At 72.7% G+C, this 24,652-nt stretch carries 23 protein-coding genes; 12 read left to right on the forward strand and 11 right to left on the reverse strand.

Features of this window, described 5'->3' with window-relative positions; genetic code table 11:
- Window positions 1-48: 48 nt before the first annotated feature.
- The 3 genes from ABZS69_RS09245 to ABZS69_RS09255 are packed head-to-tail and all read left to right on the forward strand — an operon-like array spanning window position 49 to window position 3,766.
- Window positions 49-1,122, forward strand: a complete 1,074-nt coding sequence (locus ABZS69_RS09245) for an NAD(P)-dependent alcohol dehydrogenase (protein WP_355368923.1) — start codon at window positions 49-51, stop codon at window positions 1,120-1,122.
- Window positions 1,119-2,519 carry an aldehyde dehydrogenase family protein gene (locus tag ABZS69_RS09250; RefSeq protein ID WP_355368925.1) on the forward strand — a complete coding sequence of 467 codons (1,401 nt, stop codon included), beginning with the start codon at window positions 1,119-1,121 and terminating at the stop codon, window positions 2,517-2,519. The genes ABZS69_RS09245 and ABZS69_RS09250 overlap by 4 nt, the downstream gene beginning before the upstream one ends.
- A complete protein-coding gene (locus ABZS69_RS09255) occupies window positions 2,516-3,766 on the forward strand; it encodes a cytochrome P450 (RefSeq protein WP_355368927.1) in 1,251 nt (416 codons plus the stop codon). The genes ABZS69_RS09250 and ABZS69_RS09255 overlap by 4 nt, the downstream gene beginning before the upstream one ends.
- Here the strand turns inward: ABZS69_RS09255 and ABZS69_RS09260 are convergent, their stop codons facing one another.
- Window positions 3,767-4,258 (reverse strand): hemerythrin domain-containing protein, encoded by a 492-nt coding sequence (locus ABZS69_RS09260; RefSeq protein ID WP_355368929.1) that lies wholly within the window; start codon window positions 4,256-4,258, stop codon window positions 3,767-3,769.
- Between the two features lie 115 nt (window positions 4,259-4,373).
- On the opposite strand from ABZS69_RS09260, the gene ABZS69_RS09265 reads away from it, so the two are divergent.
- Both ABZS69_RS09265 and ABZS69_RS09270 read left to right on the forward strand, forming a co-directional pair.
- On the forward strand, window positions 4,374-6,083 hold the full coding sequence (locus tag ABZS69_RS09265) for an ABC transporter ATP-binding protein (protein WP_355368931.1): 1,710 nt from the start codon (window positions 4,374-4,376) through the stop codon (window positions 6,081-6,083).
- A 34-nt stretch (window positions 6,084-6,117) separates the two neighbouring features.
- Window positions 6,118-7,896, forward strand: a complete 1,779-nt coding sequence (locus ABZS69_RS09270) for an ABC transporter ATP-binding protein (protein WP_355368933.1) — start codon at window positions 6,118-6,120, stop codon at window positions 7,894-7,896.
- A 4-nt stretch (window positions 7,897-7,900) separates the two neighbouring features.
- Here ABZS69_RS09270 and ABZS69_RS09275 read toward each other — a convergent pair whose 3' ends face one another.
- Complete coding sequence (locus ABZS69_RS09275; RefSeq protein WP_355368935.1) at window positions 7,901-8,383, reverse strand: DUF4396 domain-containing protein; 483 nt, start codon at window positions 8,381-8,383, stop codon at window positions 7,901-7,903.
- A 204-nt stretch (window positions 8,384-8,587) separates the two neighbouring features.
- On the opposite strand from ABZS69_RS09275, the gene ABZS69_RS09280 reads away from it, so the two are divergent.
- A complete protein-coding gene (locus tag ABZS69_RS09280) occupies window positions 8,588-9,235 on the forward strand; it encodes a nucleoside/nucleotide kinase family protein (protein ID WP_355368937.1) in 648 nt (215 codons plus the stop codon).
- 136 nt (window positions 9,236-9,371) lie between these two features.
- Here ABZS69_RS09280 and ABZS69_RS09285 read toward each other — a convergent pair whose 3' ends face one another.
- From ABZS69_RS09285 to ABZS69_RS09300, 4 genes are all read right to left on the reverse strand, one after another.
- Window positions 9,372-9,794 carry a thioesterase family protein gene (locus ABZS69_RS09285; protein ID WP_355368939.1) on the reverse strand — a complete coding sequence of 141 codons (423 nt, stop codon included), beginning with the start codon at window positions 9,792-9,794 and terminating at the stop codon, window positions 9,372-9,374.
- Window positions 9,795-9,858: 64 nt separating this feature from the next.
- A complete protein-coding gene (locus ABZS69_RS09290; RefSeq protein ID WP_355368941.1) occupies window positions 9,859-11,022 on the reverse strand; it encodes a sigma-70 family RNA polymerase sigma factor in 1,164 nt (387 codons plus the stop codon).
- Window positions 11,023-11,025: 3 nt separating this feature from the next.
- Entirely contained in the window at window positions 11,026-11,364 is a 339-nt protein-coding gene (locus tag ABZS69_RS09295) for a YciI family protein (protein WP_355368943.1), read from the reverse strand.
- A gap of 11 nt (window positions 11,365-11,375) precedes the next feature.
- Window positions 11,376-11,936, reverse strand: a complete 561-nt coding sequence (locus ABZS69_RS09300; RefSeq protein ID WP_355368945.1) for a dihydrofolate reductase family protein — start codon at window positions 11,934-11,936, stop codon at window positions 11,376-11,378.
- Window positions 11,937-12,244: 308 nt separating this feature from the next.
- Here ABZS69_RS09300 and ABZS69_RS09305 point away from each other — a divergent pair, with 308 nt between their 5' ends.
- Window positions 12,245-12,901, forward strand: a complete 657-nt coding sequence (locus ABZS69_RS09305; RefSeq protein ID WP_355368947.1) for a DivIVA domain-containing protein — start codon at window positions 12,245-12,247, stop codon at window positions 12,899-12,901.
- A 73-nt stretch (window positions 12,902-12,974) separates the two neighbouring features.
- Window positions 12,975-14,141 (forward strand): hypothetical protein, encoded by a 1,167-nt coding sequence (locus ABZS69_RS09310; RefSeq protein ID WP_355368949.1) that lies wholly within the window; start codon window positions 12,975-12,977, stop codon window positions 14,139-14,141.
- Window positions 14,142-14,219: 78 nt separating this feature from the next.
- On the opposite strand, the gene ABZS69_RS09315 is transcribed toward ABZS69_RS09310, so the two are convergent.
- Together ABZS69_RS09315 and tnpA are read right to left on the reverse strand one after the other, a co-directional pair.
- Entirely contained in the window at window positions 14,220-14,819 is a 600-nt protein-coding gene (locus ABZS69_RS09315; RefSeq protein ID WP_355368951.1) for a TetR family transcriptional regulator, read from the reverse strand.
- Window positions 14,820-14,996: 177 nt separating this feature from the next.
- Window positions 14,997-15,413: an IS200/IS605 family transposase gene (gene tnpA, locus ABZS69_RS09320; RefSeq protein ID WP_355368953.1), complete on the reverse strand. Its 417-nt coding sequence runs from the start codon at window positions 15,411-15,413 to the stop codon at window positions 14,997-14,999.
- Window positions 15,414-15,435: 22 nt separating this feature from the next.
- On the opposite strand from tnpA, the gene ABZS69_RS09325 reads away from it, so the two are divergent.
- From ABZS69_RS09325 to ABZS69_RS09335, 3 genes are all read left to right on the forward strand, one after another.
- Complete coding sequence (locus ABZS69_RS09325) at window positions 15,436-16,635, forward strand: transposase (RefSeq protein WP_355368955.1); 1,200 nt, start codon at window positions 15,436-15,438, stop codon at window positions 16,633-16,635.
- Between the two features lie 82 nt (window positions 16,636-16,717).
- Window positions 16,718-17,275, forward strand: coding sequence for a GNAT family N-acetyltransferase (locus ABZS69_RS09330; protein ID WP_355368957.1), 558 nt, complete (start codon window positions 16,718-16,720; stop codon window positions 17,273-17,275).
- A gap of 66 nt (window positions 17,276-17,341) precedes the next feature.
- A complete protein-coding gene (locus tag ABZS69_RS09335) occupies window positions 17,342-17,860 on the forward strand; it encodes a nitroreductase family deazaflavin-dependent oxidoreductase (protein ID WP_355368959.1) in 519 nt (172 codons plus the stop codon).
- A gap of 12 nt (window positions 17,861-17,872) precedes the next feature.
- Here the strand turns inward: ABZS69_RS09335 and ABZS69_RS09340 are convergent, their stop codons facing one another.
- Window positions 17,873-18,964 carry a pyridoxal-phosphate dependent enzyme gene (locus ABZS69_RS09340; protein ID WP_355368961.1) on the reverse strand — a complete coding sequence of 364 codons (1,092 nt, stop codon included), beginning with the start codon at window positions 18,962-18,964 and terminating at the stop codon, window positions 17,873-17,875.
- A gap of 103 nt (window positions 18,965-19,067) precedes the next feature.
- On the opposite strand from ABZS69_RS09340, the gene ABZS69_RS09345 reads away from it, so the two are divergent.
- Complete coding sequence (locus tag ABZS69_RS09345) at window positions 19,068-19,985, forward strand: LysR family transcriptional regulator (protein ID WP_355368963.1); 918 nt, start codon at window positions 19,068-19,070, stop codon at window positions 19,983-19,985.
- On the opposite strand, the gene ABZS69_RS09350 is transcribed toward ABZS69_RS09345, so the two are convergent.
- Both ABZS69_RS09350 and ABZS69_RS09355 read right to left on the reverse strand, forming a co-directional pair.
- Entirely contained in the window at window positions 19,927-22,071 is a 2,145-nt protein-coding gene (locus tag ABZS69_RS09350; RefSeq protein WP_355368965.1) for an AAA family ATPase, read from the reverse strand. The genes ABZS69_RS09345 and ABZS69_RS09350 overlap by 59 nt on opposite strands.
- Window positions 22,068-24,458 (reverse strand): LuxR C-terminal-related transcriptional regulator, encoded by a 2,391-nt coding sequence (locus tag ABZS69_RS09355; protein ID WP_355368967.1) that lies wholly within the window; start codon window positions 24,456-24,458, stop codon window positions 22,068-22,070. Before ABZS69_RS09355 ends, ABZS69_RS09350 begins: the two co-directional genes overlap by 4 nt.
- Between the last annotated feature and the right edge of the window lie 194 nt (window positions 24,459-24,652).

The raw sequence follows: 24,652 nt of genomic DNA on the forward strand, positions 1-24,652 counted from the left end.
TAGCGTCGCCATCAATTGGACGGCTCCATCCAAAAACCGGGGAGTGTGATGCGAGCTCAAGCCGCGATCCTGCGCGACCCGGGCAAGCCGTTCACCGTCGAGGACGTCTCCCTCGCCCCGCCCGGCCCGGGCGAGGCGCTCGTCCGCGTGGCGGGCGCGGGCATGTGCCACACCGACATGCTGTTCCGCGGGCTGGCGGAGCTGCCGATGCCGATGGTCTTCGGGCACGAGGGCTCGGGGGTCGTCGAGGAGGTCGGCCCCGGGGTGACCCGCGTGGCGCCCGGCGACCACGTCGTGATGAGCTACGACTCCTGCGGCTGGTGCGGGCGGTGCCTGACCGGTGCGGCCCCGTACTGCGACGAGTTCATGGCACGCAACTTCAGCGGGGTGCGCGCGGACGGCTCGACCGGGGCCACCTGCTCCGTCGGCGAGCCCGTCGCGGCCCGCTGGTTCGGCCAGTCCTCCTTCGCCACCCACGCCGTCGCCACCGAGCGCAACCTGGTCGTCGTCGACAGGTCGCTGCCGCTGGAGCTGCTCGGCCCGCTGGGCTGCGGCCTGCAGACCGGGGCCGGCTCGGTGCTGATCTCCCTGAACGTCCGCCCGGGCGCCGGCATCGCGGTGTTCGGCGCGGGCGCGGTCGGCCTCGCGGCGGTCATGGCCGCCAAAGTCGCGGGCGCGGACGAGATCGTCGCGGTCGACCTGCACGCCTCCAGGCGTGAGCTGGCCCTGGAGCTGGGCGCCACCCGGGCGCTCGACGGCGCGGACCCCGACCTGGTCGCCGCCGTCGGCCAGGTGGACCACTCCTTCGACACCACCGGCGTGCCGGCGGTGATCCGCACCGCGATCGCCGTGCTGCGCCCGGGCGGGTCTTGCGGTCTGGTCGGCACCGGCGGCGAGATCACGCTGCCGCCGACCGCGCTCACCGGGCGCACCCTCCGCTTCATCTTCGAGGGCGACGCCGTGCCCCAGGAGTTCGTGCCGCGGCTGATCCGGCTGTGGCGGCAGGGCCGGTTCCCGTTCGACCGGCTGATCCGCACGTACCCGCTTGACGCGATCAACGACGCCGAACGCGACTCCGCGAGCGGCGCCACGGTCAAGCCCGTCCTGCTGCCGGGCACATGACCGGGTTCGCGATGACCGTGGGCGGTGCCGCGGTGCCCGGCGCCGGCCTCTTCGACGTCGTCGACCCGGCCACGGGCGAGGTCTTCGCCCAGGCGCCCGACTGCGGACCCGACCGGCTCGACCAGGCCATGGCCGCCGCGGCCGCGGCCTTCCCCGCCTGGCGGCGCGACGAGGAGCGGCGCCGGGCCCTGCTCAGGGAGGCGGCAGACGCGCTGCAGGCCGCGGCCGGCCGGCTCGCGCCGATCCTCACCGCCGAGCAGGGCAAACCTCTCAAGGACGCCCACCGCGAGATCGCCAGTGCGGTGACGTGGCTGCGCTACTACGCCGACCTGGACCTGCCCCGCGAGGTGTCGCAGGACGGCTCCGCCGAGGTGATCCGGCGCCCGCTCGGCGTGGTGGCCGCCATCACGCCGTGGAACTTCCCGATCGCCCTGGCGGCGTGGAAGATCGCCCCCGCTCTCCGCGCAGGCAACACCATGGTGCTCAAACCCTCCCCGTACACCCCCTTGACCACCCTGGCGATGGGGGAGACGCTGCGGCCGATCCTCCCGCCCGGCGTGCTGAACGTCGTCAGTGGCCGCGACCCGCTCGGCGCCCTCATGACCGCCCATCCGGTGCCCCGCAAGATCAGCTTCACCGGCTCGACGGCCACCGGCAAGCGCGTCGCCGCGGCCGCCGCCGAGGACCTCAAACGGGTCACCCTGGAGCTCGGCGGCAACGACCCCGCCATCGTCCTGGACGACGCCGACCCCGGGCAGATCGCCGACAGCCTGTTCTGGAGCGCGTTCGCCAACAACGGCCAGATCTGCCTGGCGGTCAAGCGGGTCTACGCCCCCGAGCGGCTGTACGACGACCTCGTCGAGGCGCTGGCCGTACGGGCCCGGTCCGTGCGCGTGGACGCCGGCACCGTCGAGGGCGCCCAGCTCGGCCCGATCAACAACCGCGCGCAGTACGAGCGCGTCGCCGGCCTGGTCGGCGACGCCCTGGACCACGGCGCGACGGTCGCGGCCGGCGGCCGGCCGATCGACCGCCCCGGCTACTTCTACCAGCCCACCATCCTGTCCGGCGCCAGCGACGGGACGCGCATCGTCGACGAGGAGCAGTTCGGCCCGGCGCTGCCCGTCATCGCCTACCGCGACCTCGGCGAGGCCGTCGAACGGGCCAACGGCACCACCTACGGCCTGACGGCGTCGGTGTGGTCGCCCGACCCGGACCGGGCCGCGCGGGTGGCGGCCGAGCTCGACTGCGGCCAGGTCTCGATCAACGCCCACGGCCGCGGCGTCCGCCCCGACCTGCCCTTCGGCGGCCACAAGTGGAGCGGCCTCGGCGTGGAGAACGGCCTCTGGGGCCTGTACGGCTACACGGAGCTCCAAGTCCTGGTAGGGAATGAATCATGAACATGACCATCGAGCAGGCGGGGCTCATGCTGGCCGAGCCCGTCGCCTACGCCGACGAGACGCGGCTGCACCAGGCGCTCGCCCTGCTACGCCGCGAGGCCCCGGTTCATCTCGTGGAGGCGCCCGAGTACACCCCGTTCTACGCCGTCACCCGGCACGCCGACGTCATGCGGGTCGAACGCGACAACGCCCTCTGGCTCAGCGCGCCGCGCCCGGTCCTGGGCAAGAGGGCGTTCGAGGAGCATGCCAGGGAGCAGGCGGCGCAGGGCATCCAGCTGCGGACGCTGGTCCACATGGACGACCCGGACCACCGGGTGGTCCGGGCGATCGGCGCCGACTGGTTCCGCCCCAAGGCCATGCGCGACATGGAGAGCCGGATCCAGGAGCTCGCCCGCCGCTACGTGGACCGGCTGGCCGACCACGGCGGCGAATGCGACTTCGCCACCCAGATCGCGGTGCACTACCCGCTGTACGTCATCCTCTCCCTGCTCGGGCTGCCCGAATCCGACTTCCCCCGCATGCTCAAGCTCACCCAGGAGCTGTTCGGCGGCGCGGACGCGGAGACCAGGCGCGGCGACACCGCCGAGGACCAGTTCGCAGTGCTCCTCGACTTCTTCGCCTACTTCCAGGAGCTCACCGCCGCCCGCCGCGCCCACCCCACCGAGGACCTGGCCTCCGCCATCGCCAACGCCCGGGTGGACGGCAGGCCGCTCGACGACATGGAGACGGCCTCCTACTACGTCATCATCGCCTCCGCCGGCCACGACACCACCAGCTCCACCGTCGCGGGCGGCCTGCACGCCCTCATCGAACACCCCGGCCAGCTGGCCCGGCTGCGCGAGGACCCCGGCCTGCTGCCGCTCGCGGTCGACGAGATGATCCGCTGGGTCACCCCGGTCAAGGAGTTCATGCGGACGGCCTCGGCCGACACCTCACTCAACGGCGTGGACATCAAGGCGGGCGAGTCGGTCCTGCTGTCGTACCCCTCGGCCAACCGCGACGAGGAGGTGTTCACCGACCCGTTCGCCTTCGACGTCGGCCGCGACCCCAACCGCCACCTGGCCTTCGGGTTCGGCGTCCACTACTGCCTCGGCGCGGCGCTGGCCCGGATGGAGCTGAAGGCCCTGTTCGCCGAGCTGCTGCCGCGCCTGGAGAGCGTCGAGCTCGCCGGCGAGCCGGAATGGACCGCCACGACCTTCGTCGGCGGCATCAAGCACCTGCCCATCCGGTACAAACTCCGCCGCTGATCACGTGTCGCCGGAGATCAGGAAGCCGGGCCTGGACCGGCGCCACTCCGGGGCGTCCAGCGCGTTGAGCGCCGCGACGATCCGCTTCTCCTCGTAGACGAAGTGCGTCTCCATCAGCGCGGCGAGGGTGTCCAGCTCGCCGCGCACCCGGACGGGGTCGCGGTCCCGGCCGGGGTCGTCGAGGAGCGACTGCAGCCGCCGCAGCGAGTCCTCCACCAGCCGGTGGTCGCGGCGCAGCTCCTCCAGCACCGGGCGCAGCTCGGGGAAGCTCCGGGCGAGCTCGGTGAAGGCGTCGTCGTCCTCGCCGGTGTGGTGCCGCTCCAGCGCGGAGCAGAAGGTCAGGCAGTGGGCCCGCAGGTCGCGGGGGAGCGCGCTGCCCGCGAGGTGGGCGTCGAGGTCCTCGCGCAGCGCCGCGAGCTGCTCGCGGAGCCAGAGGTGCACGTCGATCAGCTGGTTGCCGAACGCCGTCAGGCGCCCGTCGGGTGTTTCCATGGTCGTCCCATGTTCCGGCGCCTCCATGCCCTCGGCGGTCTGATTGCCGGGTGCACCGCGACGCTGGCACGGACCCCATCACCGATCCGACGGCCTGTCAAATAGGGTGAAGATCGTGGACCCCGGGACTCCCGACTGCCGAAGCGCCGGCCGCTACCTGTGGTGGCTGGTCACGAGGCAGCTCGGCCGCGTCGCCTGTGGCGCCTTGCTGGGCTCCGCCTGGACGGTGAGCCTCACGCTGCCGCCGTACTTCCTGTCCCGCGCCATCGACGACGGCCTGACGCCGGGGAACAAGCCCGCGCTGGCCGGGTGGGCCGCCGCCGTGCTCGGCGTCGGAGCCCTGAACGCCTGGCTCGCCATCATGCGCCACCGCACGATGACCAGGGTCCGGATGGACGCGGCCTTCCGCTCCGTACAGGTCGTGGTCCTGCAGGCGACGCGGCTGGGCGCGGCGCTTCCGCGCAGGCTCACGGCCGGTGAGGTGGTGACGATCGGGTTCGGCGACGCCGCCATGATCGCCGACGCGCTGACCATCACCGGCCCCGGCGTCGGCGCGGTGCTCGCCTACGGCGTCGTGGCCGGGCTGCTGCTGGCCGTCTCGCCGCTGCTCGCCGCGGTGGTGCTGCTGGGCGTGCCGCTGCTGGTGGTGCTGCTCGGGCCGCTGCTGGGCCGGCTGCGCGGCGCCGAGACGGCGTACCGGCTGCGGCAGGGCGAGCTCGCGGCCCGGTTCGGGGACATCGCCGGCGGGCTGCGGGTCCTGAACGGCATCGGCGGCAAGGAGGTGTACGCCGAGCGCTACCGGCGCGGCTCCCAGGAGCTCCGGGAGAAGGGCTACCAGGTGGGCGCGGTCACCAGCTGGATCCACGCCCTGGGGGTCGGCCTGCCCACGGTGTTCCTCGGCGCCGTGACGTGGCTGGCCGCCCGGATGGCCGCGCAGGGCGACATCACCACCGGCGAGCTGGTCGCCGTGTACGGGTACGCCGGCGTGCTGGTGGTGCCGGTCACGTTCTTCGTCGAGGGCGGCTACGGCCTCAGCCGCGGCCTCGTGGCCGCCCGCAGGGTCATCCACTTCCTCACCCTGAAGCCGGACGTCACCGGCGGGGACGCGGACCCGCCTGCGTCGCCCGCGGCGCTGCGCGACCCGGCCTCGGGCGTCGAGGTCGCGCCGGGGAAGCTGACCGCGCTGGTCGGCGCCCGCCCGGCGGACTCGGCCGCGGTGCTCGACCGGCTGGCCGGGTTCACCGCGTCGGCCGCGACCTGGGGCGGGATCCGCCTCGACACCATCGACCCGGTACGCGTCCGCGAGCGGATCCTGCTGGCCGACAACGAGGCCGACCTGTTCGCCGGCACGCTGCGCGACGTCCTCGCGGGCAGGCACGACCCCGGCGAGGAGGCCGTCGGCCGGGCGGTTTACACGGCCATGGCCGAGGACGTCGTCCGCGGGCTGCCGGACGGGCTGGACTCCGCCGTCGACCCCCAGGGCCGCAACCTGTCCGGCGGGCAGCGCCAGCGCGTCCGCCTGGCGCGGGCCCTGCTGGCCGACCCCGAGATCCTGCTGGCGGCCGAGCCCACCTCCGCCGTGGACGCCCACACCGAGGCGACCATCGCGGCCCGCCTGCGCGACGCGCGAAGGGGCCGCGCCACGGTGGTCACCACGACCTCGCCGCTCCTGCTGGACCGGGCGGACACCGTGTACTACCTCGTGGACGGCGCCGTCGCGGCGGCCGGCGGCCATCGCGACCTGCTGCGCGAGCATCCTGGCTACCGGCTCCTGGTCTCACGCGCCGACGAGCCCATCACCCCACCCGAGAGGGCCGCGCGTTGACCGCGTCCGAGCTCCCGCCCGAGAGGGCCGCGCGTTGACCGGATCACCGCACCTCGCCGAGCCTTCCCGCGCGACGGCCGGGGCTCTGCCCGTCGCCGAGCCCTCCCGGGTGCGGCGGGCGGCGCTGCGCCTGATCCGCCTCGACGGGCGGGCTTTCACCGCCACGATCGCCCTCAACGCCGTGGCCGCCGCCGCGGGGCTGGCCGGGCCGTGGCTGCTCGGCCGGATCATCGACGCGGTCAAGTCCGGCGCCGGGGCCGCCACCGTGGACCGGCTGGCCCTGGCCCTGCTCGCCGCCGCCCTGGTCCAGCTCGTCCTGTCCCGTTACGCGGGCTACGTCGGCCACCGGTTCGGCGAGCGCACGCTGGCCCGCGTCCGCGAACGCTTCACCGAACGCGTCCTCGACCTGCCCGTCTCGGTGGTCGAGCGGGCCGGCCCCGGCGACCTGACCACCCGCGGGACCACCGACGTGGCCCAGGTCGGCGCCACGCTGCGCGACGCCGGTCCCGACGTTCTCATCGCCGCGGTCCAGGCGGTGTTCATCCTGGCCGCGGTATTCGTGCTCGACCCGCTGCTGGGCGCCTGCGGGGTGCTCGGCCTGCTGGGCATCTGGTTCGGCGCCCGCTGGTACCTGCGTCGCGCGGTCCCGGCGTACCTGGCCGAGGGCACGGCCAACTCCGCGCTCGCCGAGCAGTTGGCCGCCACCACCGCCGGCGCCCGCACCGTCGAGGCCCTCCGCCTCGAACACCGCCGCATCACGGCCTGCCAGGCGGCGATCGGCGACTGCCGCAGGACCCGCGTCAGGACCCTGTTCCTGCGCAGCGTCCTGTTCCCCGTCGTGGACGTCTCCTACGCCGTCCCGGTGGCCGGCGTGCTGCTGGTCGGCGGCCTGCTGGCGAACGGCTCCATGACCCTCGGAACGGTCGTCGCCGCGGCACTCTACCTGCGCCAGCTCTCCCAGCCCCTGGACACGATCCTGCTGCACCTGGAGGGCATGCAGAGCAGCGGCGCCTCGTTCGCCAGGGTCGAGGGGCTCGCCCTGGTCCCGGGGCCGGCTCCGGAGGTCCAGCCGGCCCCCGTACCGGACGGAGACCGGCTGGAGGCCGCGGGCGTGCACTATGCCTACGACGGCGGCCCCGACGTCCTGCACGGGGTGGACCTGACCGTCCGCCCAGGCGAGCGCCTGGCGATCGTCGGGCCCTCGGGCGCGGGCAAGACCACGCTGGGCAGGCTCCTGGCGGGCGTGGACGCCCCGCGCGCCGGCACCGTCACCGTGGGCGGCGTCCCCGTCGCCGCTCTCGACCCCGTCCGCCTGCGCGAACGCGTCGTCCTGGTCACCCAGGAGCACCACGTCTTCCTCGGCACGGTACGCGACAACCTGCGCATCGCCGCCCCTTCCGCCACCGACGCCGAGCTGCGCGCGGCCCTGGCCACCGTCGGCGCCGACTGGATCGACGACCTCCCGGACGGCCTCGGCACCGATCTCGGCCCCGGGGGCCACCGGCCGGACGGCGCGCAGGCCCAGCAGCTGGCCCTGGCCCGCGTCGTGCTGGCCGACCCCCACACGCTGATCCTCGACGAGGCCACCGCGCTCCTGGACCCGCGAACCGCCCGCCACACCGAGCGCGCCCTGGCCGCCGTGCTCGACGGCCGTACCGTCATCGCCATCGCCCACCGCCTCCAGACCGCCCACGACGCCGACCGGGTGGCGGTGATGCAGGACGGCCGCCTCACCGAGCTCGGCACGCACCACGAGCTCGTCGCGGCCGGCGGCGCGTACGCCATGCTCTGGCGCTCGTGGCACGGCGAGTGAACGCTCAGTGGCCGTGGTGGTACTGGTGCGTCACCGCGTGGCCCTTGCCCCGTGAGATGAGCCACTTGTTCACCGGCGTCGTCAGCACGAAGGCCACCAGCAGCGACGCGGCCAGCGCCACCCAGAACAGCCAGTTCGCCAGGCCGGCGTCCATGGCGCCGGGCACGATCAGCATCACCCCGTTGTCCAGGATCTCCATCATCGCGATGGAGATGGTGTCGGCGGCCAGCGCCACCCGCAACGCGGTGCGGAAGTCGACACCGGCCCGCAGCACGCCCCGCATGGTCAGCGCGTAGCCGAACACGAACGCCAGAGCGACCGACAACACCACGGTGGTCAGGTTGGACAGGCCGGCGGCGGTGCCGATGACCATGCCCAGCACCTCGCCGATGGCGCAACCGGTCAGGCAGTGCAGGGTCGCCTGCGCGGCCATCCCCCACGTGGCCACGGGCGGGGCCGCGTGCTCGTGGTGCTCACTGTGGTCCATACGATGCTCCTTAGTAGAGGGGAGACACATTGTACGGGTATGGGGTATAGCGTCCGCCGGGGCGTCGATAGGCTGGCAGCTCGTTGGAGACGTACGCGCTCAGTCCGTACGCCGGGACGCCCCCCTTGATCCGAGGAGAGCCGTGACCCCCACCCCGCTCCCGGGCGTCCGCGCCTGCCGCTTCCCGCCTGCCGGAGGCGTCCGGTGACCGGCGCGCACCTGGTCGAGCGCGTACGCGCGCTGGCCGCCGCCGGTGACCGCGTCGTGGTGGGCATCGCGGGCTGCCCCGGAGCGGGCAAGTCCACGCTGGCCGGCTGGCTGGCCGAGCGCCTCACCGCCGCCGGGCTGCCGGCGGTGTGGGTGCCGATGGACGGGTTCCACCTGGCCGACGTCGAGCTCGAACGCCTCGGGCGGCTGCGGCGCAAGGGCGCCATGGACACCTTCGACGCCCACGGGTACCTCGCGCTCCTGCACCGCATCCGCGCCGAGACCGGATCCGTCGTCTACGCCCCGTCCTTCGACCGCGAGATCGAGCAGCCGATCGCCGGCGCCATCCCGGTGCCGCCGGCCGCGCGGGTGGTGGTCAGCGAGGGCAACTACCTCCTCGCCGAGGAGGACGCGTGGCGGCGGGTGCGGGCGGCGATGACCGAGGTCTGGTACGTCGAGGTCGACGACCGCGTCCGCCTGGACCGCCTCACCCGGCGGCATGTCCAGTTCGGCAAGACCCCCTCCGAGGCCGTCCGGTGGGTCGCCGAGGTCGACGAGCCCAACGCCACCGCCATCCGAGCCACCCGCGCCCGCGCCGACCTCCTGATCGACCTCGACACCCTCTCCCCGACCCCTCACCCCTGACGCGCTTGCTTCCGTCGCGCCGGGTCGGGCGCCGTCCGTGTTGCGCCGGTCCCCGCCGCACCGCCTCTCGCCGACCCGGCTCCGGAAGGGTACGGCGCGCGCCCTGCCGAGCGCGTCGCCTGACGGGCGTGGGTGGTTACGAGGGGCCGGTGGTCTTGGAGTGGGCGCGGGCGGTGAAGCGGGCGGCGTCGATGACGGCGCGTTCGTGGGTGCCCCTGCTGATCACGTCGCCCCCGTCGTCGGCGCTCACCTCGAACCGCAGGCGCCGCCCCTCCACCTCCGTCAGCCGCACCCGGCAGGTCACCTCCAGGCCGGGCGGCGTCGGGGCCTCGTGGCTGAGGTCGACGTGCGTCCCGACCGTCTGCTCGCGCGGCCAGTCCAGGTACGGCACGACCGCCTGGATACACGTCCACTCGATCAACCCCACCAGGAACCCGGTGGCGAAGACGGGCGGCATGACCGCGAACTCCGGCGACTCCGGATACAGCCCCGCCACGATCTTGCTCTCCGGCACGCGGAACCGGAAGGTGTGCTCCAGGCCGGGCTTCAGCTCACGCATGCTGCGACTCCCATCGTTCGGACCATCGCCGATACTGACAGGTCAGTAAACCCGGAACAAGGGGTCAGAGCTCGCCGAGGCGGCGGGTGAGGAAGCGGCGTTCGGCCTCGGTGGTGGTCAGTTCGAGCGCCTTCCGGTACGCGGCCCGCGCCCCGGCGGCGTCGTCCAGGCGGCGCAGCAGTTCGGCCCGGGTGGAGTGGAAGTAGCGGTAGCCGTCGAGATCGAGCGCGTCCACGATCGCCAGCGCCGCCCGCGGCCCCGCCACCTCGGCCACCGCCACCGCGCGGTTGAGCTCGACCACCGCCGAGCCCGTCAGATCGCGCAGCCGGTCGTAGAGGGCGGCCACGGCCGGCCAGTCGATCCGCTCCTCGGTCTGCAGCGCCGCGATGGCCGCCTGCACCGCGTAGGCGCCGCGGGCGCCGAGCGCCAGGGCGCGGTCGAGCAGCGCCTGCCCCTCCTCGATCCGGGCCGCGTCCCACAGGCCGCGATCCTGCTCGTGCAGCAGGACGATTTCGCCGTCACGGACCCGGGCGCCGCGCCGCGAGTCGTGCAGCAGCATCAGCGCCAGCAGCCCGACGGCCTCCGGCTCGCCGGGCACGAGCTCGACGAGGACCCGGGTCAGCCGGACGGCCTCGGCGGCCAGGTCGGCGCGGCCGTCGCCGTACCCCTGGTTGAAGATGAGGTAGAGCACGGAGAGTACCGCCTCCAGGCGGGCGGGCAGCAGGTGCTCCCGGGGGATCCCGAACGGGATCCCGGCCGCGCGGATCTTGGTGCGCGCCCGGGAGAGCCGCCGCTTCATCGTCTCCTCGCTCACCAGGAACGCCCGGGCGATCTCCGGGGTGGACAGGCCGCCCAGGGCGCGCAGGGTGAGCGCGACCTGGGCCTCGTCCGCCAGTGCGGGATGGCAGCACATGAAGAACAGTTCGAGTCGTTCGTCGGGGACCGCCGACCCGTCCATCGTCACCTCCTCTTCCGGCTCCGGCCGGTCCAGCAGGCGGAGCTTCTCCGCATGGGTACGATCCCTGCGAAGGCGGTCGATCGCCCGGTGGCGCCCGGTCACCACGAGCCAGGCCCCGGGGTTGTCCGGGACCCCGTCGCGTGCCCAGCGCTCGGCCGCGACCGCGAACGCCTCCTGGGCGGCCTCCTCGGCGACGTCGACGTCGCCGGTGTAGCTCACCAGCGCGGCGAACACGCGGGCCCACTGGTCGCGGAAGATCTCTTCCAGCACCGGCTACCGCTTCACCAGCGGTCGCACCTCGACCGATCCGCCGAGGCGGGCGGCCGGGACGCGGGCGGCCAGCTCCAGCGCGTCGTCGAGGTCGGCGGCCTCGACGATGTAGAACCCGCCGAAGATCTCCTTGGTGTCGGCGAACGGCCCGTCGGTGACCAGGGTCCGGCCGCCCTGGAGCCGGACGGTGGTCGCGGTGTCCGCCGGCTGGAGCCGCTCGCCCGAGATCATGCGCTCGTCCCGCATCAGCTCGACGTACTCGGCGGTGATGGCGGCGCGCTCGTCGGGGGTCAGCCCGTCGTACGCCCCGGGACGCTCGTTGATCAGCAGTGCGTATTTCACGGTGGTCTCCTTCACGCCGCCGCGTCGCGGCCGTAGGTGAGGCGGACGGCCGGGCCCACGCGTTCGGCGGACTCGAGAGCCAGACCGAGGGGCCGGTCGAACAGGCGGCGGCCCCGGCCGAGCACGGTCGGGAACACCAGCAGCCGGTACTGGTCGACCAGGTCGTGCGCCCCCAGCGCGGCGACGACGCTGCCGCTGCCGGCGACCACGATATCCCGCTCCCGCTTGCGCTCGGCTGCCTCCTTGACCAGGTCGCCCCGCAGGAGGGCGGAGTTGCTCCACGCCTCGACTCCTTCCAGTGATCGGGAGGCGACGAGCTTGGGGATGGCGTTCATCTTCCGGGAGAACTCGTCGTCCCTGCCGGGCCAGATGCGCGAGAAGCGCTGCCAGGTGGCGCGGCCCAGCAGCATGACCCCGGCGTCCAGCACCTCGCCGAGCGCGAACTTGTCGCCGGCCACCGCCTCGGGCCCGTACCGGAAGGCCCAGCCTCCCCACGGCGTCCCGTCGGCCCCGTCCGGGTCCTCGACGACCAGGTCGAGGGTGACGAACTCGATGACGATCAGCTTGCCCATGTCCTTGAACCTTCCTCGTAGCCGGTTGCTCGGCGGGAGGACGGACGGGGACGGCGCCGGGGGACAGGCGGGCGATGTGACCCTGGTCACATCTTGCGGCCCGGGACGGCCTTTACCTGTGAGCGTCTGGGCCCATGTTTAATCGCACGGTAACGTGTCAACTACTGTGCGTATAAGTTGCCTGGTTGGACGGTCAAGGTTTCGCACCGGTTCCCCCCGATCCGGGGCACCCCTCCATGCCCCGGGACCGGTGCGGGCGCGCCCGGCCGTTCCAGCGCTGACGGTGAAAGGTTCGGTGAAACTCCGTCATGCACATCGAGCACGAAGACCACGTCTACGGCCTCCCGATCCCGCACGGCCACACCGCCGACGGCGACGGCTTCGTCGCCGTCTCGGCCCAGGCCGCCGGTCCGGGCCAGCTCACCCTGCTGACCCCCACCGCCGTGCACCACCAGGTCTTCAGCGTGGTCCGGTTGCGGGCCGGCTACGACCTGGCCGAGGTGGACGCGTTCCTGTCCACCGTGGAGACCACGATCGGCCTGCTCTGGCAGGACAACGCCCACCTGCGGCAACGTCTCGCCGCGGCCGTCCCGGCCCCGGCCGACACGCTGGCAGCCGCGGAGGAGAGCGCGCGCGAGACCGTCGAGGACGCCCGGCGGGAGGCGCGCGAGACCGTCGAGAACGCCCGGCAGGAGGCGCGCCAGATCATGGCCGAGGCCAGCGCCGAGGCCGAGCGGCTGAGGCTCGACGCCGCCGCGGCGGCCGAGGCGCTGACCCGGACCGCCCGCCTGGCCTACCAGGAGGCCATCGAGGAGCAGCTGAACCAGCTCGACACGGTTCTCACCGACCACGGCCGGCGACTGCAGGACAGCCTGCACACCCAGCTGGGCCGGCTGCGCACGGTCCTGGAGGACGTCGCGACGCCCGCCCACGTAGCGCACACCAGCCCCTTCGCGGCCCAGTGATCGATCTCCGCACTCTCGCCAGAAAGGCCGTCTCATGTTCTTGCCGCTCGGGGGGTCAGTACCGCAGTCGCCGGTGAACGACGCGGCCATGGGCGCCGTCATGCCGGTCTGGACGGTGTGGGCCGCCGTGGGCCTGGTGGCGCTGTCCACGCTGGCCGGTGCACACCTGGCGCAGCGCAAGGCCGACCGGATCAGCGTCTGGCTGGCCGTCGCCTCGGCGCTCATGCTCATCACCGCCCTGACCGACGTAATGCCCGACGCCTGGCGGGAGGCCGTCGCGACGCACGTTCCGGTGTGGCTGGTGGCGCTGGCCGGGCTGTTCGGGTACGCCGTCATCACGCACTTCACCCGCCATGGGTGCGCGCACCCGCACGAGGTGGGGCGGCGCCCCCGGCACGCGCCCGGCATGCACAGGCGGGTCGAGCAGGCCGTCAGCGCCGCCGTGTACGGGGGAGTGGGCACCGCCGTCGCACTGAGCCTGCACCGCATGATCGAGGGCGCCACCCTGGTGCTGGCCGCCTCGGTCATCGTCGTGGCCGCGCTCATGATCCACTCGGCCGGTGAAGGGCTGGCCCTGACGGCCATGCTCGACCTGGCCCGCAAACCGCTGGCGCCCTGGCTGGCGCTGGCCTGCCTCAGCCCGGCGGCCGGGGTCCTGCTGGCCAGCGTGGCGCCGCTGCCGCCGCAGAGCGTGCCGATCCTGCTGGGCGTGCTCACCGGCGTGCTGCTGCGTACCGCGCTGGTCGGGCTGCAGATGGCCCGCGCCAGCGGCCGGCTGGCGCGCCGCCAGGTCGTCGTGGTGGCCACGGGCGTGCTGGCCGTGGGCGGGCTGCTCGTCATCGCCCAGACCATGCTGGTCGACGAACTGCCCGCTCCGGCCGTACCCGTCGCGGCCGCCCGCCTGGCGGGCAGGCCGCCCGCCCCGCAGCCGCGTACGCCCTCGCCCCGGCCCAAGCCGTCGACCGGGCCGGAGCCGATGACGGCCGGCGAGTTGCGCACGGCCGTCGCGGCCGGGCGGCTCGGCCTGGAGGCCCTGCTGTCGCGCACCGACCTGGCCACCATCGGCGCCGACGTGGAGACGGTGCTGCGGGCGCTGCCGGGGCGTAGCGCCACCGAGATCACCCGCGTGCTGCGGAGGGGCAGGATCGGCAACGGCGCCAGCATCGGGGACCTCACCCTGCGCCAGCGTCACTACCTGCTCCTCGCCCTCGGCGTCACCCCGATGAGCCCGGACGGCTGAGCCGCGGGGCCACTGCGATGGGCCCGGGTGGGTGAGCCGCGGGGCCCGCCGCGATGGGCCGGGACGGCTGAGCCGCGATCACGGGGCGGGGCCGGTGAGGTAGCGCTGGAGCGTCGGTGCCACCCACGCGATGAGCTCGTCGGCCCCGGACGCGGCCAGCGCGTCCACCCGTACGGCGTAGCGGGTGATGACCAGCCCCACGAGCTGGCTGGCCGCGAGCCCCGCGCGCAGCTCGGGACGGTCCACGCCGAGCTTCCCGGTGACCTCGCCGAGCAGGCCGTTCGCGAGGAACTTCCTGATCAGGGCCGCCGCGTGCGCACTCGTGGCGGCCGAGCGCACCAGGCCCAGCACCGGGCCCGGCTGGTCGACCGCGCCCAGCAGGCCGAGGACGTATCCGGCCAGCCGCTCCCCGAGTGACCCGCGCGGCCCGTCCAGGAGCGTGACCACGGCCCGCTCGGGCTGGAACGCCGCCGTCACGACCGCGCTGAACAGCTGCTCCTTGCCGCCGAAGAACCGGCGGACGAGCGCCGGGTCCACGCCGGCGTTCGCGGCCACCTGGCGCATGCTGGTGGCCTCGTAGCCGCGGGCGCTGAAGGCCCTGGCCGCCGCCGAGACGATCTCTGTCCTGGTGGTCGAGGTCCCCGGCCGCCGCCCGGTCCTGCCTGTGCATGCCTCCACGGCCGCCAAGGTAGAACCCGTTCGGGGAGTTGCCCACCCCTATTTAATTAAGATGCTGACGGTTGCAAGGCTTTGTTAGCGTCAGCATCGTGACGGATGCCGAGTTCGCCTTCACGGCGGCGGCGCCGACGTACCTTCGGCTCGACTGAAGCCGCGGCGCGCCGGCGTCGACCCGGGTCAGAGCGGACGATTCTGCTGCTCGATGTACTGACGCAGGACACTGATCGGGGCGCCACCGACTGATCCGGCGAAGTAGGAGCCCGACCACAGCTTGCTCCCCTGGTAGTAGTGGGCCGCCAACTCCGGGAACTCCTGCCGCATCCGGCGCGAGGACACCCCCTTGAGACTGTTGACCAGCTTGGACAGGGCCACCTTGGGCGGGAAGTTCACCAGCAGGTGGACGTGGTCGTCTTCACCGTTGAACTCGGCCAGGCCGGTCTCGAAGTCTGCGCACACCGACCGCATGATCTCCTCCAGCCGGGTCAGATGCGCGTCGGTGAAGACGCGATGCCGGAACTTGGTCACGAAAACCAAATGAGCATGCAACATGAAAACACAGTGCCTGCCGGTCCTGATATCGCCGTGCTCGCCCATAAACCAACTGCAGGGTGATCGAGTGCACCTGCGGTACTCCTTCCGGATTGCCCCAACCCCCGGTCAGCGGATCGAACTGGCCAAAGCGTTCGGGTGCGCTCGCGTCGTGTTCAACGACGCGCTCGAGCTGCGGAACCAGGCTCGTGATCAGGGCCTGCCGTTCATCACTGACGGCGAACTGTCGCGCCGAGTCATCACCGAAGCCAAGCGGCGTCCGGAGCGGGCGTGGCTGGGTGAGGTCTCCGCCGTGGTGGTGCAGCAGGCCCTGGCGGACTGCACCATGGGATTCCGTAACTTCTTCGCCTCGCTCACCGGCAAGCGGAAAGGGCCGAAGATCGCCCCTCCCCGGTTCCGGTCCCGCAGGGACAACCGGCAGGCGATCCGGTTCACCAAGAACGCCCGCTTCGCCATCACCTCAGGTGGGAAGCTGCGGCTGCCGAAGATCGGGGATATCTCGGTCCGCTGGTCGCGAGATCTGCCGTCGCAGCCGTCGAGCGTGACGGTCATCAAGGACACCGCCGGGCGATACTTCGCCTCGTTCGTGGTCAGCATGGACGAGGCCGTCCTGCCTGAGGCAGACGCAGAGACCGGGATCGACCTGGGCCTGGGCCACTTCGCGGTCCTGTCGGACGGCCGGAAGATTGATTCGCCGAAGTTTCTGCGCCGCGCGGAGAAGAAACTCAAGAAGCTCCAGCGGGCGTTGTCGCGCAAGCAGAAGGGATCACAGAATCGGGCCAAGGCCCGGCTGCGGGTGGCACGGCAGCACACGAAGGCCGCCGATGCACGGCGCGAGTTCCACCACCAGTTGTCCACCACGCTGATCCGCGAGAACCAAGCGGTGTATGTGGAGGACCTGGCGGTCAAGGGGCTCGCCCGCACGAGGCTGGCCAAGAGCGTGCATGATGCCGGATGGTCGGCGTTCGTGACCATGCTGGAGTACAAGGCGAAGCTGTACGGGCGAATCTTCGCGAAGGTGGGCCGGTTCTTCCCGAGCTCGAAACTGTGCTCGGGCTGCGGAGCTGTGGCCGAGTCCATGCCGCTGCACGTGCGTGCATGGACCTGCGCCTGCGGCGCGCAGCACGACCGGGATGTCAACGCCGCGATCAACATCCTCGCCGCCGGACGGGCGGAGAGGCTAAACGCCTGTGGAGGTCAGGTAAGACCACCGTTCGCGGTGGCGCAGGCCGACGAAGCAGGAAGCCGTGGAAGCGCCGCTGCGTGAACAGCGGCACAGGCCAGAATTCTCAGGCTTCAGCCCGAGGAGCGCGTCAATACCGCCGGCAGCACACCCCCGGAGCGTTCTGATGATCACATGGCGTCGGCTCGGCCAGGAGGACTTCCCCCTGCTGCGTACGTGGCTGGAGCAGCCGCACGTGGCGCTGTGGTGGAATCACGAGACCTCGATGGAGGCGGTGACTCGCGACTTCGGCCCCGCCGCCCGCGGGGAGGAGCCATCGGAGGATCTGCTGGTGTTCCTCGACGGCCGGCCGTTCGGCCTGGTCCAGCGGTCGCGGTACGCGGACTACCCCGCCTACGTGGCAGAGCTGGAGGGGGTCACCCCGGTGCCCGGCGGCGCGGTGAGCATCGACTACCTGATCGGCGATCCCGCCCAGGTCGGCCGGGGGCTGGGGCCGGCGATGATCCGCGCGGTGATCGAGCGGACCTGGGCGGAGATCCCCGGCGCGTCCTGCGTGCTGGTCCCCGTCTCGGCGGCCAACCGCGCGTCGTGGCGGGCGCTGGAGAAGGCCGGGCTGCGCCGGGTGGCCGAAGGCGAGCTCGAGCCCGACAACCCGATCCACGGGCCCGCCCACTACGTCTACCGGATCGACCGGCCGGCCCGCACCGACGGCGGGGCCGAGTAGACCAATCGCTTGGTTGGGAAGTATTCTTGGCCCCCGTCGGCGGCGCAACGAGGACGCGAGGTCACCGTGGTCGAGCAGCAGCAGTCCAGTGGCGGGTTCATGGCACGCGTCAGCAGCGCGCTGCGCCCGTTCTTCCAGTGGCTCGCCGGCACGAGGGGCTTCGCCCGGGTCGCGCCCAAGATCGTGCCGCCTCTTGATCGTTTCGTCAACCGGGTGACCGGCGGCCGCGTGCTCATGGGGGACCAGATGATCCCCCACCTGCTGCTCACCACGACCGGCAGCAAGTCCGGGCAGCCCCGCGAGAGCCCGCTGGCCTGCCTGCCCGAGGACGGCGGCACGTTCCTCGTGGTCGGCAGCAACTTCGGCAGGGAGCACCACCCCGCCTGGAGCGGCAACCTGCTCAAGACCCCGCAGGCCACCGTGACCTTCCGCGGGCGCGTCATCCCCGTCACGGCCGCCCTGCTGGCCGGGGCCGACCGCGAGCAGGCCTGGCAGGCGCTCACCCGCTTCTGGCCGCTGTACCAGGGCTATACCGAGCGCTCCGGCCGAGAGCTGCGCGTCTTCCGCCTGTCGCCGCGCTCCTGACCCCCACGGGACTCACAGGGACCGGGCACCGGCCACGTCGCCGACGACCTGCGGGATCTCGAACAGGTTGGCGGTGTCCCCGGTGTGCAGGAAGGCCACGTTCCGGCCCGGTTCGACCCGCCCCGAGCGCACGTGGTCGAGGAGCCCCGCGAAGCCCTTGCCCGTGTAGACGGGGCCGATGAACACCCCGTCCGACCTGGCGAGCTCCTTGATGGCGGCCACCCCCTCCGGGGAGGGCACCGCGTAGTCCTCGCCGATGAACCGCTCGTCGACGTCGATCTCGGCGCGGATGACCTCGTCGGCGGGGACCGGGACTTCGAGCAGCTTGAGGATGTGCTTCACGCGGTCGACGATCACCTCGACGTTGATCCAGTTCCCGGGCCGGTAGTCGCAGATCGCGATGGAGCGGATGACGACCGGGCTCCCCGTCATCAGCTTCGCCGCGATCAGCCCCGGCAGCGCCGTGCCCGTGCCCGCGGTGTGGTAGAGGTAGTCGAGCCGGACCCCGGACGCCCCGGCCTGCTGGATCATCTCCGTGAAGGTCAGCGTGTGCGCCACGAAGCCGTAGGGGTGGGCCCCGCCGGTGGGCACGATCAGCGCCCTGTGCCCCTGCGCCGCGAGCTCGGCCTGGCGGGCGTTCATCGCGTCGACGATGCGCCGCTGCTCGTCGGGCGTGTCCCAGTAGGCGCCGCCCCGGGTGGGCAGGTAGTGCGTCTCCACATCCATGATCTTGCTCAGCAGCAGGTTCCCGCGATACTCCGCGAGCTCCCCGTGGCGTCCCTCGTCCCGGGTGAGGAAGAGGATCGGCGTGAGCCCGGCGGCCCGGCAGGCCGCGGCGAACTGCATCCCGGAGTTCGTCAGGTAGACGCCCTGCGTGATGATGTGCGTGACGCCTTCCGCCAGGGCCTGGCCGATGACGAACTCGGCCAGGCGGGTCTTGCTCCCGCTGATGGTGCCGGGCCCCGCCAGGTCCTCCCGCTTGAGGAAGAAGCCGGCCCCGTAGGCGGCCGACAGATTGTCCAGGCGGTGGAAGGGCGTCGGGTAGAAGCCGATCCGCTTGCGCGGCAGCCGATCGACCAGCGCGTCGAGGGCGGCGAGATCCATGGTGGGAAACCCTTCTTCCGGCGGCGTGTCTCCCATGCTCCACCAGCCTGCGGATAAGTACCAGCAAAGTCTGCTAAGGCCAACATTAGGTACGCTAATGTTCGTGCCCGGACAACTGGAGCCCCGCCTCCTCGCCACGCTGGAGGCGGTCGTCAGGCTCGGCTCGTTCGCGGCGGCCGCCGAGGAGCTCGGCTACACGCAGGGGGCCGTCTCCCAGCAGATCGCCGACCTCGAACGGCGGGCGGGCCTGCGCCTCCTCGACCGCCGTCCCGTGCGCGCCACCGCCGCCGGCGCCGTCCTCCTGCGGGCCGAAGGGGCGGTCCGGGCGGCGATGACCCGGGCCCGCACGGAGCTGGAGGCCCTGGACGCCGGGCTGTCGGGCGAGGTACGGCTGGGCGCCTTCGTCTCCGCGGCGGCCGGCATCGTCCCTCCGGCCCTGGCCGCGTTCCGCCGCGCCTACCCGGGCGTGCGCGTCACGCTGAATCAGTACGAGACCGAGGACGGCTACCAGCGGCTGCTCCGCGGCGACATCGACCTCGCGGTCACCTTCGACTACGACTGGTTCCCCCTGCCGCCGCCACCGGGCCTGCGGCGCTCGCTGATCGGCCGCGACCCGGTCATGGTCGTGCTCCCCGTCGGCCACGCCCTGGCGGGGCGGGCGTCGCTGAGCCTGGCAGACCTGGCCGACGAGCCGTGGATCGGCACCCCCGTCACCGGCACCCAGCTCGGCCCGCTCGCGGAGCCGGCCCGCTCCGCCGGCCTGCGGGCGCGGCTCGCCTTCGTCGGCGACGACTTCAGGACGGTGCTGCAGCTTGTCGCCCACGAGCTCGGCATCGCCGTGCTGCCCGCGCTGGCGCTCACGGACCCGGTGGCCGGCGTCGTGGCCCGCCCCATCGCCGGGGAGCCCCTCGTACGCTTCCTCTACTGCTGCCGGATCGACACGGCCGGGGCGCCCGCCATCGTCACCCGGCTGGAGACGTGCCTGTCAGCGGTGGCCGCCGGCCTCCTGCGCCCGTCGTGACGGGTGCCCCAGAGCCCCCGCCCTTCCGCCGCGATCGCGAGCCGCTCACCGCGTAGCTCACGGCGCGCCGCTGCCCGAGCCGCGACCCCTGGCGGAACGCCGTCGCGAACGCCGAGCGGCCCAGTGCCGCGCGGGCCTGCTCGGTGCAGAGCTGGTGCCAGCTCGCGTGGTAGCTCATCCACTCCGGCGAGGTGCCCACCGCCTGCCACATCACGTGCGCCGCCCCCAGCAGCTCGGCGGCCCGTTCGTGCTCGCCCCGCGCGCCCGCGAGCCACGCCAGCACCTCCAGGCACTGGGTGAGGCACCACCGGTCGTTGATCCCCCCGGTGAACTCGGTGGCCGCCGTCAGCAACGCCTCGGCACGCGGGCGGTCGCCCAGATTCCAGTACGCGACGCCCAGCGCGAGCTGCGCGTACGCGCGGAAGACCAGGGCGTGCCGCTCCTCGCACAGGGCCAGGAGCCGCTCGCCGAACTCGGCGGCCTGGCGGGGGATCTCGTTCGAGCCGTACGCGGCCCCGACGTAGAGGTTGAACATGACGCCGTCGATGTCGTCCCGGCCCTCGTGGAGGGCGAGGGACTCCCGCATCAGCGCCAGGCCGCGCTGCGCGTCGCCGGTGAGGAACGCCGCGACGCCCGAGCTGCGGAGGCCGCGCGCGATGAGCAGCTCGTCGCCCATCCGGCGGGCGAAGGCGACGAATTCCTCCAGCCGCCGCCTGGTGATCTCGGCCTGGCCCTGGCGCAGGGAGAGCAGGCAGTCGGCCCAGATCGCCATCCCACGGCACCGGTCGCTCTCCGGCACCAGCTCCAGGCCGCGTCCCAGCCAGTAGCGGCCTTCGGCGAACGACCCGGCCAGGAGCCAGAAGCACCACATCGCCGTCGCGGCGGCCAGCTCCACCGGAGCCAGGGCCGGCTCGCTCAGGCACATCTCCAGGGCGACGCGGATGTTGGGCAGCTCCCGCTGCAGGAGCAGATACCGGTCCAGCTGCTCGGGCGCCATCCGGTCGATCCGGTGCTCCTCCACCAGGTCCCGGTAGTGCTCGACGTAGCGGCGGCGCAGCCGCCGCGCCTCGGCGGACGGCAGCTGCTCGCAGCCGTACGCGCGCAGGGGCTCCGGCATGCGGTACCGGGACCCGTCCCTGATCAGGACCGACTTGTCCACCAGCCCGGACAGGTGATCGAGCACGTCGAAGCGGTCGATGCCGTCGCCGGAGCACACCGCCTCGGCGGTCTCCAGGTCGGCCCCGGACGGGAACATCCCCAGCCGCGCCCACAGCCGCCGCTCCCCGGCCGAGCAGAGGCGAAAACTCCACTCCATGGTCGCGCGCATCGTCTGGTGGCGGGGCAGGGCGGCGGGAGTCTTCGCGGCCAGCACGTCGAACCGCTCCTCCAGCTCCCGCGCCAGGTGTTCGAGCGGCATGGAGCGCAGCCGGACCGCGGCCAGCTCGATCGCCAGCGGGATGCCCTCCAGACGCCGGACCAGCCGCGCCACGGGCGCCACGTTGCGCGCGTTCAGCCGGAAGCCGGGCACGGCGCCCGCCGCGCGCTCCACGAACAGCCGCACGGAGTCGTGCCGGCCGACCTCCCGGACCGTGTGCTCGCAGTCGGGGGTGGGCAGGGGAGCGACCATCAGCACCTGCTCGCCGGAGACCCGCAGCGTCTGCCTGCTGGTCGCCAGGACCTGCACCCGGGGCGCGGATTGCAGCAGCCGCTCCACGAACCGGGCGCAGACCGCGCTCAGGTGCTCGCAGTTGTCCAGGACCAGCAGCATCCGCTTGCCGGACAGGTAGTCGACCAGCACGCCCATGGGGTCGCGGCGCACGTCGCGCAGCCCCAGCGCCGTGGCGACCTCCGACTCCAGCAGGTCGCCCGTCTCCAGGGTGGCCAGCTCGACCACCTCCACCCCGTCCTGGTACACCTCTCGCAGCAGCTCCGCCGCCCTGAGCGCCAGCCGGGTCTTGCCGACCCCGCCCGCGCCCGTCAGGGTGAGCAGGCGGGACCTGCCCAGCAGCTTCCGCACCGCGGACAGCTCCCGCGTCCGCCCGACAAAGGTGGACTGGTCGGTCAGAACACCGGCGCCGGACGTCATGGGGCGCTCCCGGGAAGGTCATGGCCCTGCTCGCCGACCCAGGCCGCGATCTGGGCCCGCGAGTTGAACCCGAGCTTGGTCAGGATGTGCTCGACGTGGCCCTCCGCCGTACGCTGGGCGATCACCAGCGCGGAGGCGATGGCCTTGTTGGTCATGCCCTGGGCGACGAGCCGGGCGATCTCCATCTCCCGCCGGGTGAGCGGCGAGGACTGGGCCGCCGCCGCGGGCTTGGCCGGCTTCACGTTCTGGCACATCGCGTACGCGAGTGCGTCGGCCGGGGTGAGCTCGGTGCCCCGGCGGAAGGCGGCCTCGAACTCCTCCTCGCCCAGGCGCTCGCGCGCCAGCGCCTCGGAGGCTTCGTGCAGGCCGGACAGATAGCCGAACGGGGGCGCGCCGAACGACCGCCAGCGCTCCTGCGAGGCCCCGAACAGCACGGCGGACCGCTCGGGCGTGCCGTCGGCGGCCATGCACGCCAGCGCCTCTATGCACAGGGCGGTGCCCAGCCGGTCGTCGAAGGGCTCCTTGAGCCGGATGGCCTGGCGCTCCATCTCGACCGCCCGCGCCACGTCGCCCTGCCGCCAGATCTCGAGCGCGTACACCCACAGCGTGTACGACGTGAACCAGTTGTCCTCGCGGCCCTCGCAGATCTCCAGGCCCTCCTTGAAGCGCGGGACGGCCTCGTCGGAACGGCCGAGGAGCGAGTACGCGGTGGCCAGGTACAGCAGCGTGTTCACCACCCCCATCCGCGCGTCCACCTCGCGGTAGCCGGCCACCGCCTCCTCCAGCAGGGCCGCCGCGCCGGTGAGATCGCGCTGGATCAGGGTCGCGAGGCCGGAGACGTAGGAGATCTCGGCGAGGATCGCCGCGTCGTCGAGCTTCTTCGCCAGCTCGCGGACCTCGGTGAGCGTGTCCGCCGCCAGCGCGAAGTCGCTCTGCAGGACCGCCAGCCGCGCGTTGACGCACAGGGCGTTGGCACGGACGATCGACGGCTCGCCTCCCGCCGCCGAGCCCGGCCCTGAGCCGTCCGCGGGCCCTGCCGCGGACCCTGCCGCCGGGTCCGCGGCGAGCAGGCGGTCGAGCCAGTCGCGCGGCTCCCGCAGCGAGCCGCTCCCGATCCAGTAGAACCGCAGCGACGTGGCGATGGCCAGGCCGCGCTCCGCCTCGCCCGGCGTCGTGAGGCAGTAGTCGAGCGCGGTGCGGATGTTGCCGTGCTCGGCACGCAGGCGCCTGAACCAGGCCACCTGGTCGGGGCCGAACCACTCCCGCTGCCCGCGGCTCGCGAGGTCCTGGAACCAGTCGCGGTGCCTGGCCCTCAGCTCCGCCTCTTCGCCCGACTCGCGCAGCCGGTCACGGCCGTACTGGCGGATCGTCTCCAGCAGCCGGTAGCGCACCGTGGTCTGGTCGCCCTCGCGGGCCAGCACCGACTTGCCCACCAGGCCGACCACCAGGTCGACGATCTCGTCGGGGTCGATGCCGTCGCCGGAGCACACGTGCTCGGCCGCCTCCAGGTCCAGACCGCCGGAGAACACCGAAAGCCGGGTCCAGAGCAGCCGCTCCTGCTCGGTGCAGAGGGCGTAGCTCCAGTCGATCAGCGCCCGCAGCGTCTGCTGGCGGGGCAGCGCGGTGCGCGCCCCCATCGTGAGCAGCCGGAACCGGTCGTCCAGCCGGGCCAGCAGCTGCTCCACGGAGATCGCCCGCAGCCGGACGGCCGCCAGCTCGATGGCCAGCGGGATGCCGTCCAGCCGCCGCACGATCCGCGCCACGCTGTCCTGGTTGTCGTCGGTGATCTCGAAGCCCGGCAGCACGGACTGGGACCGGTCGGCGAACAGCCGGATCGCGTCGAACTGTTTCAGCGAATCCGTGGACGACCGCGAAATGTCGAAATCCGGCATGGGCAGCGGCGGGACGGCCATCATCTGCTCGCCCACGACGCCGAGCGGCTGCCTGCTGGTGGCCAGGATCCGCAGACCGGGCGCGGCGCGCATGAGCGTCTCGGCCACCGAGGCGCATTCGTCCAGCAGGTGCTCGCAGTTGTCGAGGATGAGGAGCATTTTCTTGTCACGCAGATGATCCGTGAGCACCTCGATGGGCGGGCGTACGGAACGGTCCTGGATTTCCAGGAATTCCATCACCGACTGCACCAGCAATTCCGGGCTCTCCAGCGCCGCGAGCTCGACCAGCCACACGCCGTCGGGATAGCTGCGCCGCAGGTCGAACCCGACGCGCATGGCCAGGCGGGTCTTGCCGACACCGCCGACGCCGATCAGCGTCACCAGCCGGGCATCGGACAGCAGCCGCTTGACCTCGGCGATTTCGTGCCGCCGGCCGATGAAGCTGTTGAGCTCGGCCGGAAGGTGGCATGAAACGTTCGGTGCGGTTGTGGTCATCAATGCTCCAACGGCTCCGGCGCTCGGATCACCACGCCGCCGGTGACCGAGCCTCCCCTCACACATTATTCGGTGAGGGTATCCCTCGCACTTTGTCGCTTCTTGCGCGGTGGCGTCTGCCAAGCAAATCCCCATTTTCCGGAAATATTGGGGAAAGTGCGGGGGTGAATGGTGCTGCTCTTTGCGGATATGCG

It is taken from the genome of Nonomuraea sp. NPDC005650, from assembly GCF_040605375.1.
Classification (GTDB): Bacteria; Actinomycetota; Actinomycetes; order Streptosporangiales; family Streptosporangiaceae; genus Nonomuraea.

Coding starts and splice junctions, on each gene's coding strand:
- ABZS69_RS09275 (WP_355368935.1), bottom strand. CDS start 8,383: ATGGACCACAGTGAGCACCACGAGCACGCGGCCCCGCCCGTGGCCACG.
- ABZS69_RS09245 (WP_355368923.1), top strand. CDS start 49: ATGCGAGCTCAAGCCGCGATCCTGCGCGACCCGGGCAAGCCGTTCACC.
- ABZS69_RS09250 (WP_355368925.1), top strand. CDS start 1,119: ATGACCGGGTTCGCGATGACCGTGGGCGGTGCCGCGGTGCCCGGCGCC.
- ABZS69_RS09330 (WP_355368957.1), top strand. CDS start 16,718: ATGATCACATGGCGTCGGCTCGGCCAGGAGGACTTCCCCCTGCTGCGT.
- ABZS69_RS09255 (WP_355368927.1), top strand. CDS start 2,516: ATGAACATGACCATCGAGCAGGCGGGGCTCATGCTGGCCGAGCCCGTC.
- ABZS69_RS09260 (WP_355368929.1), bottom strand. CDS start 4,258: ATGGAAACACCCGACGGGCGCCTGACGGCGTTCGGCAACCAGCTGATC.
- ABZS69_RS09355 (WP_355368967.1), bottom strand. CDS start 24,458: ATGACCACAACCGCACCGAACGTTTCATGCCACCTTCCGGCCGAGCTC.
- tnpA (WP_355368953.1), bottom strand. CDS start 15,413: ATGGGCGAGCACGGCGATATCAGGACCGGCAGGCACTGTGTTTTCATG.
- ABZS69_RS09285 (WP_355368939.1), bottom strand. CDS start 9,794: ATGCGTGAGCTGAAGCCCGGCCTGGAGCACACCTTCCGGTTCCGCGTG.
- ABZS69_RS09305 (WP_355368947.1), top strand. CDS start 12,245: ATGCACATCGAGCACGAAGACCACGTCTACGGCCTCCCGATCCCGCAC.
- ABZS69_RS09300 (WP_355368945.1), bottom strand. CDS start 11,936: ATGGGCAAGCTGATCGTCATCGAGTTCGTCACCCTCGACCTGGTCGTC.
- ABZS69_RS09350 (WP_355368965.1), bottom strand. CDS start 22,071: ATGACGTCCGGCGCCGGTGTTCTGACCGACCAGTCCACCTTTGTCGGG.
- ABZS69_RS09340 (WP_355368961.1), bottom strand. CDS start 18,964: ATGGATCTCGCCGCCCTCGACGCGCTGGTCGATCGGCTGCCGCGCAAG.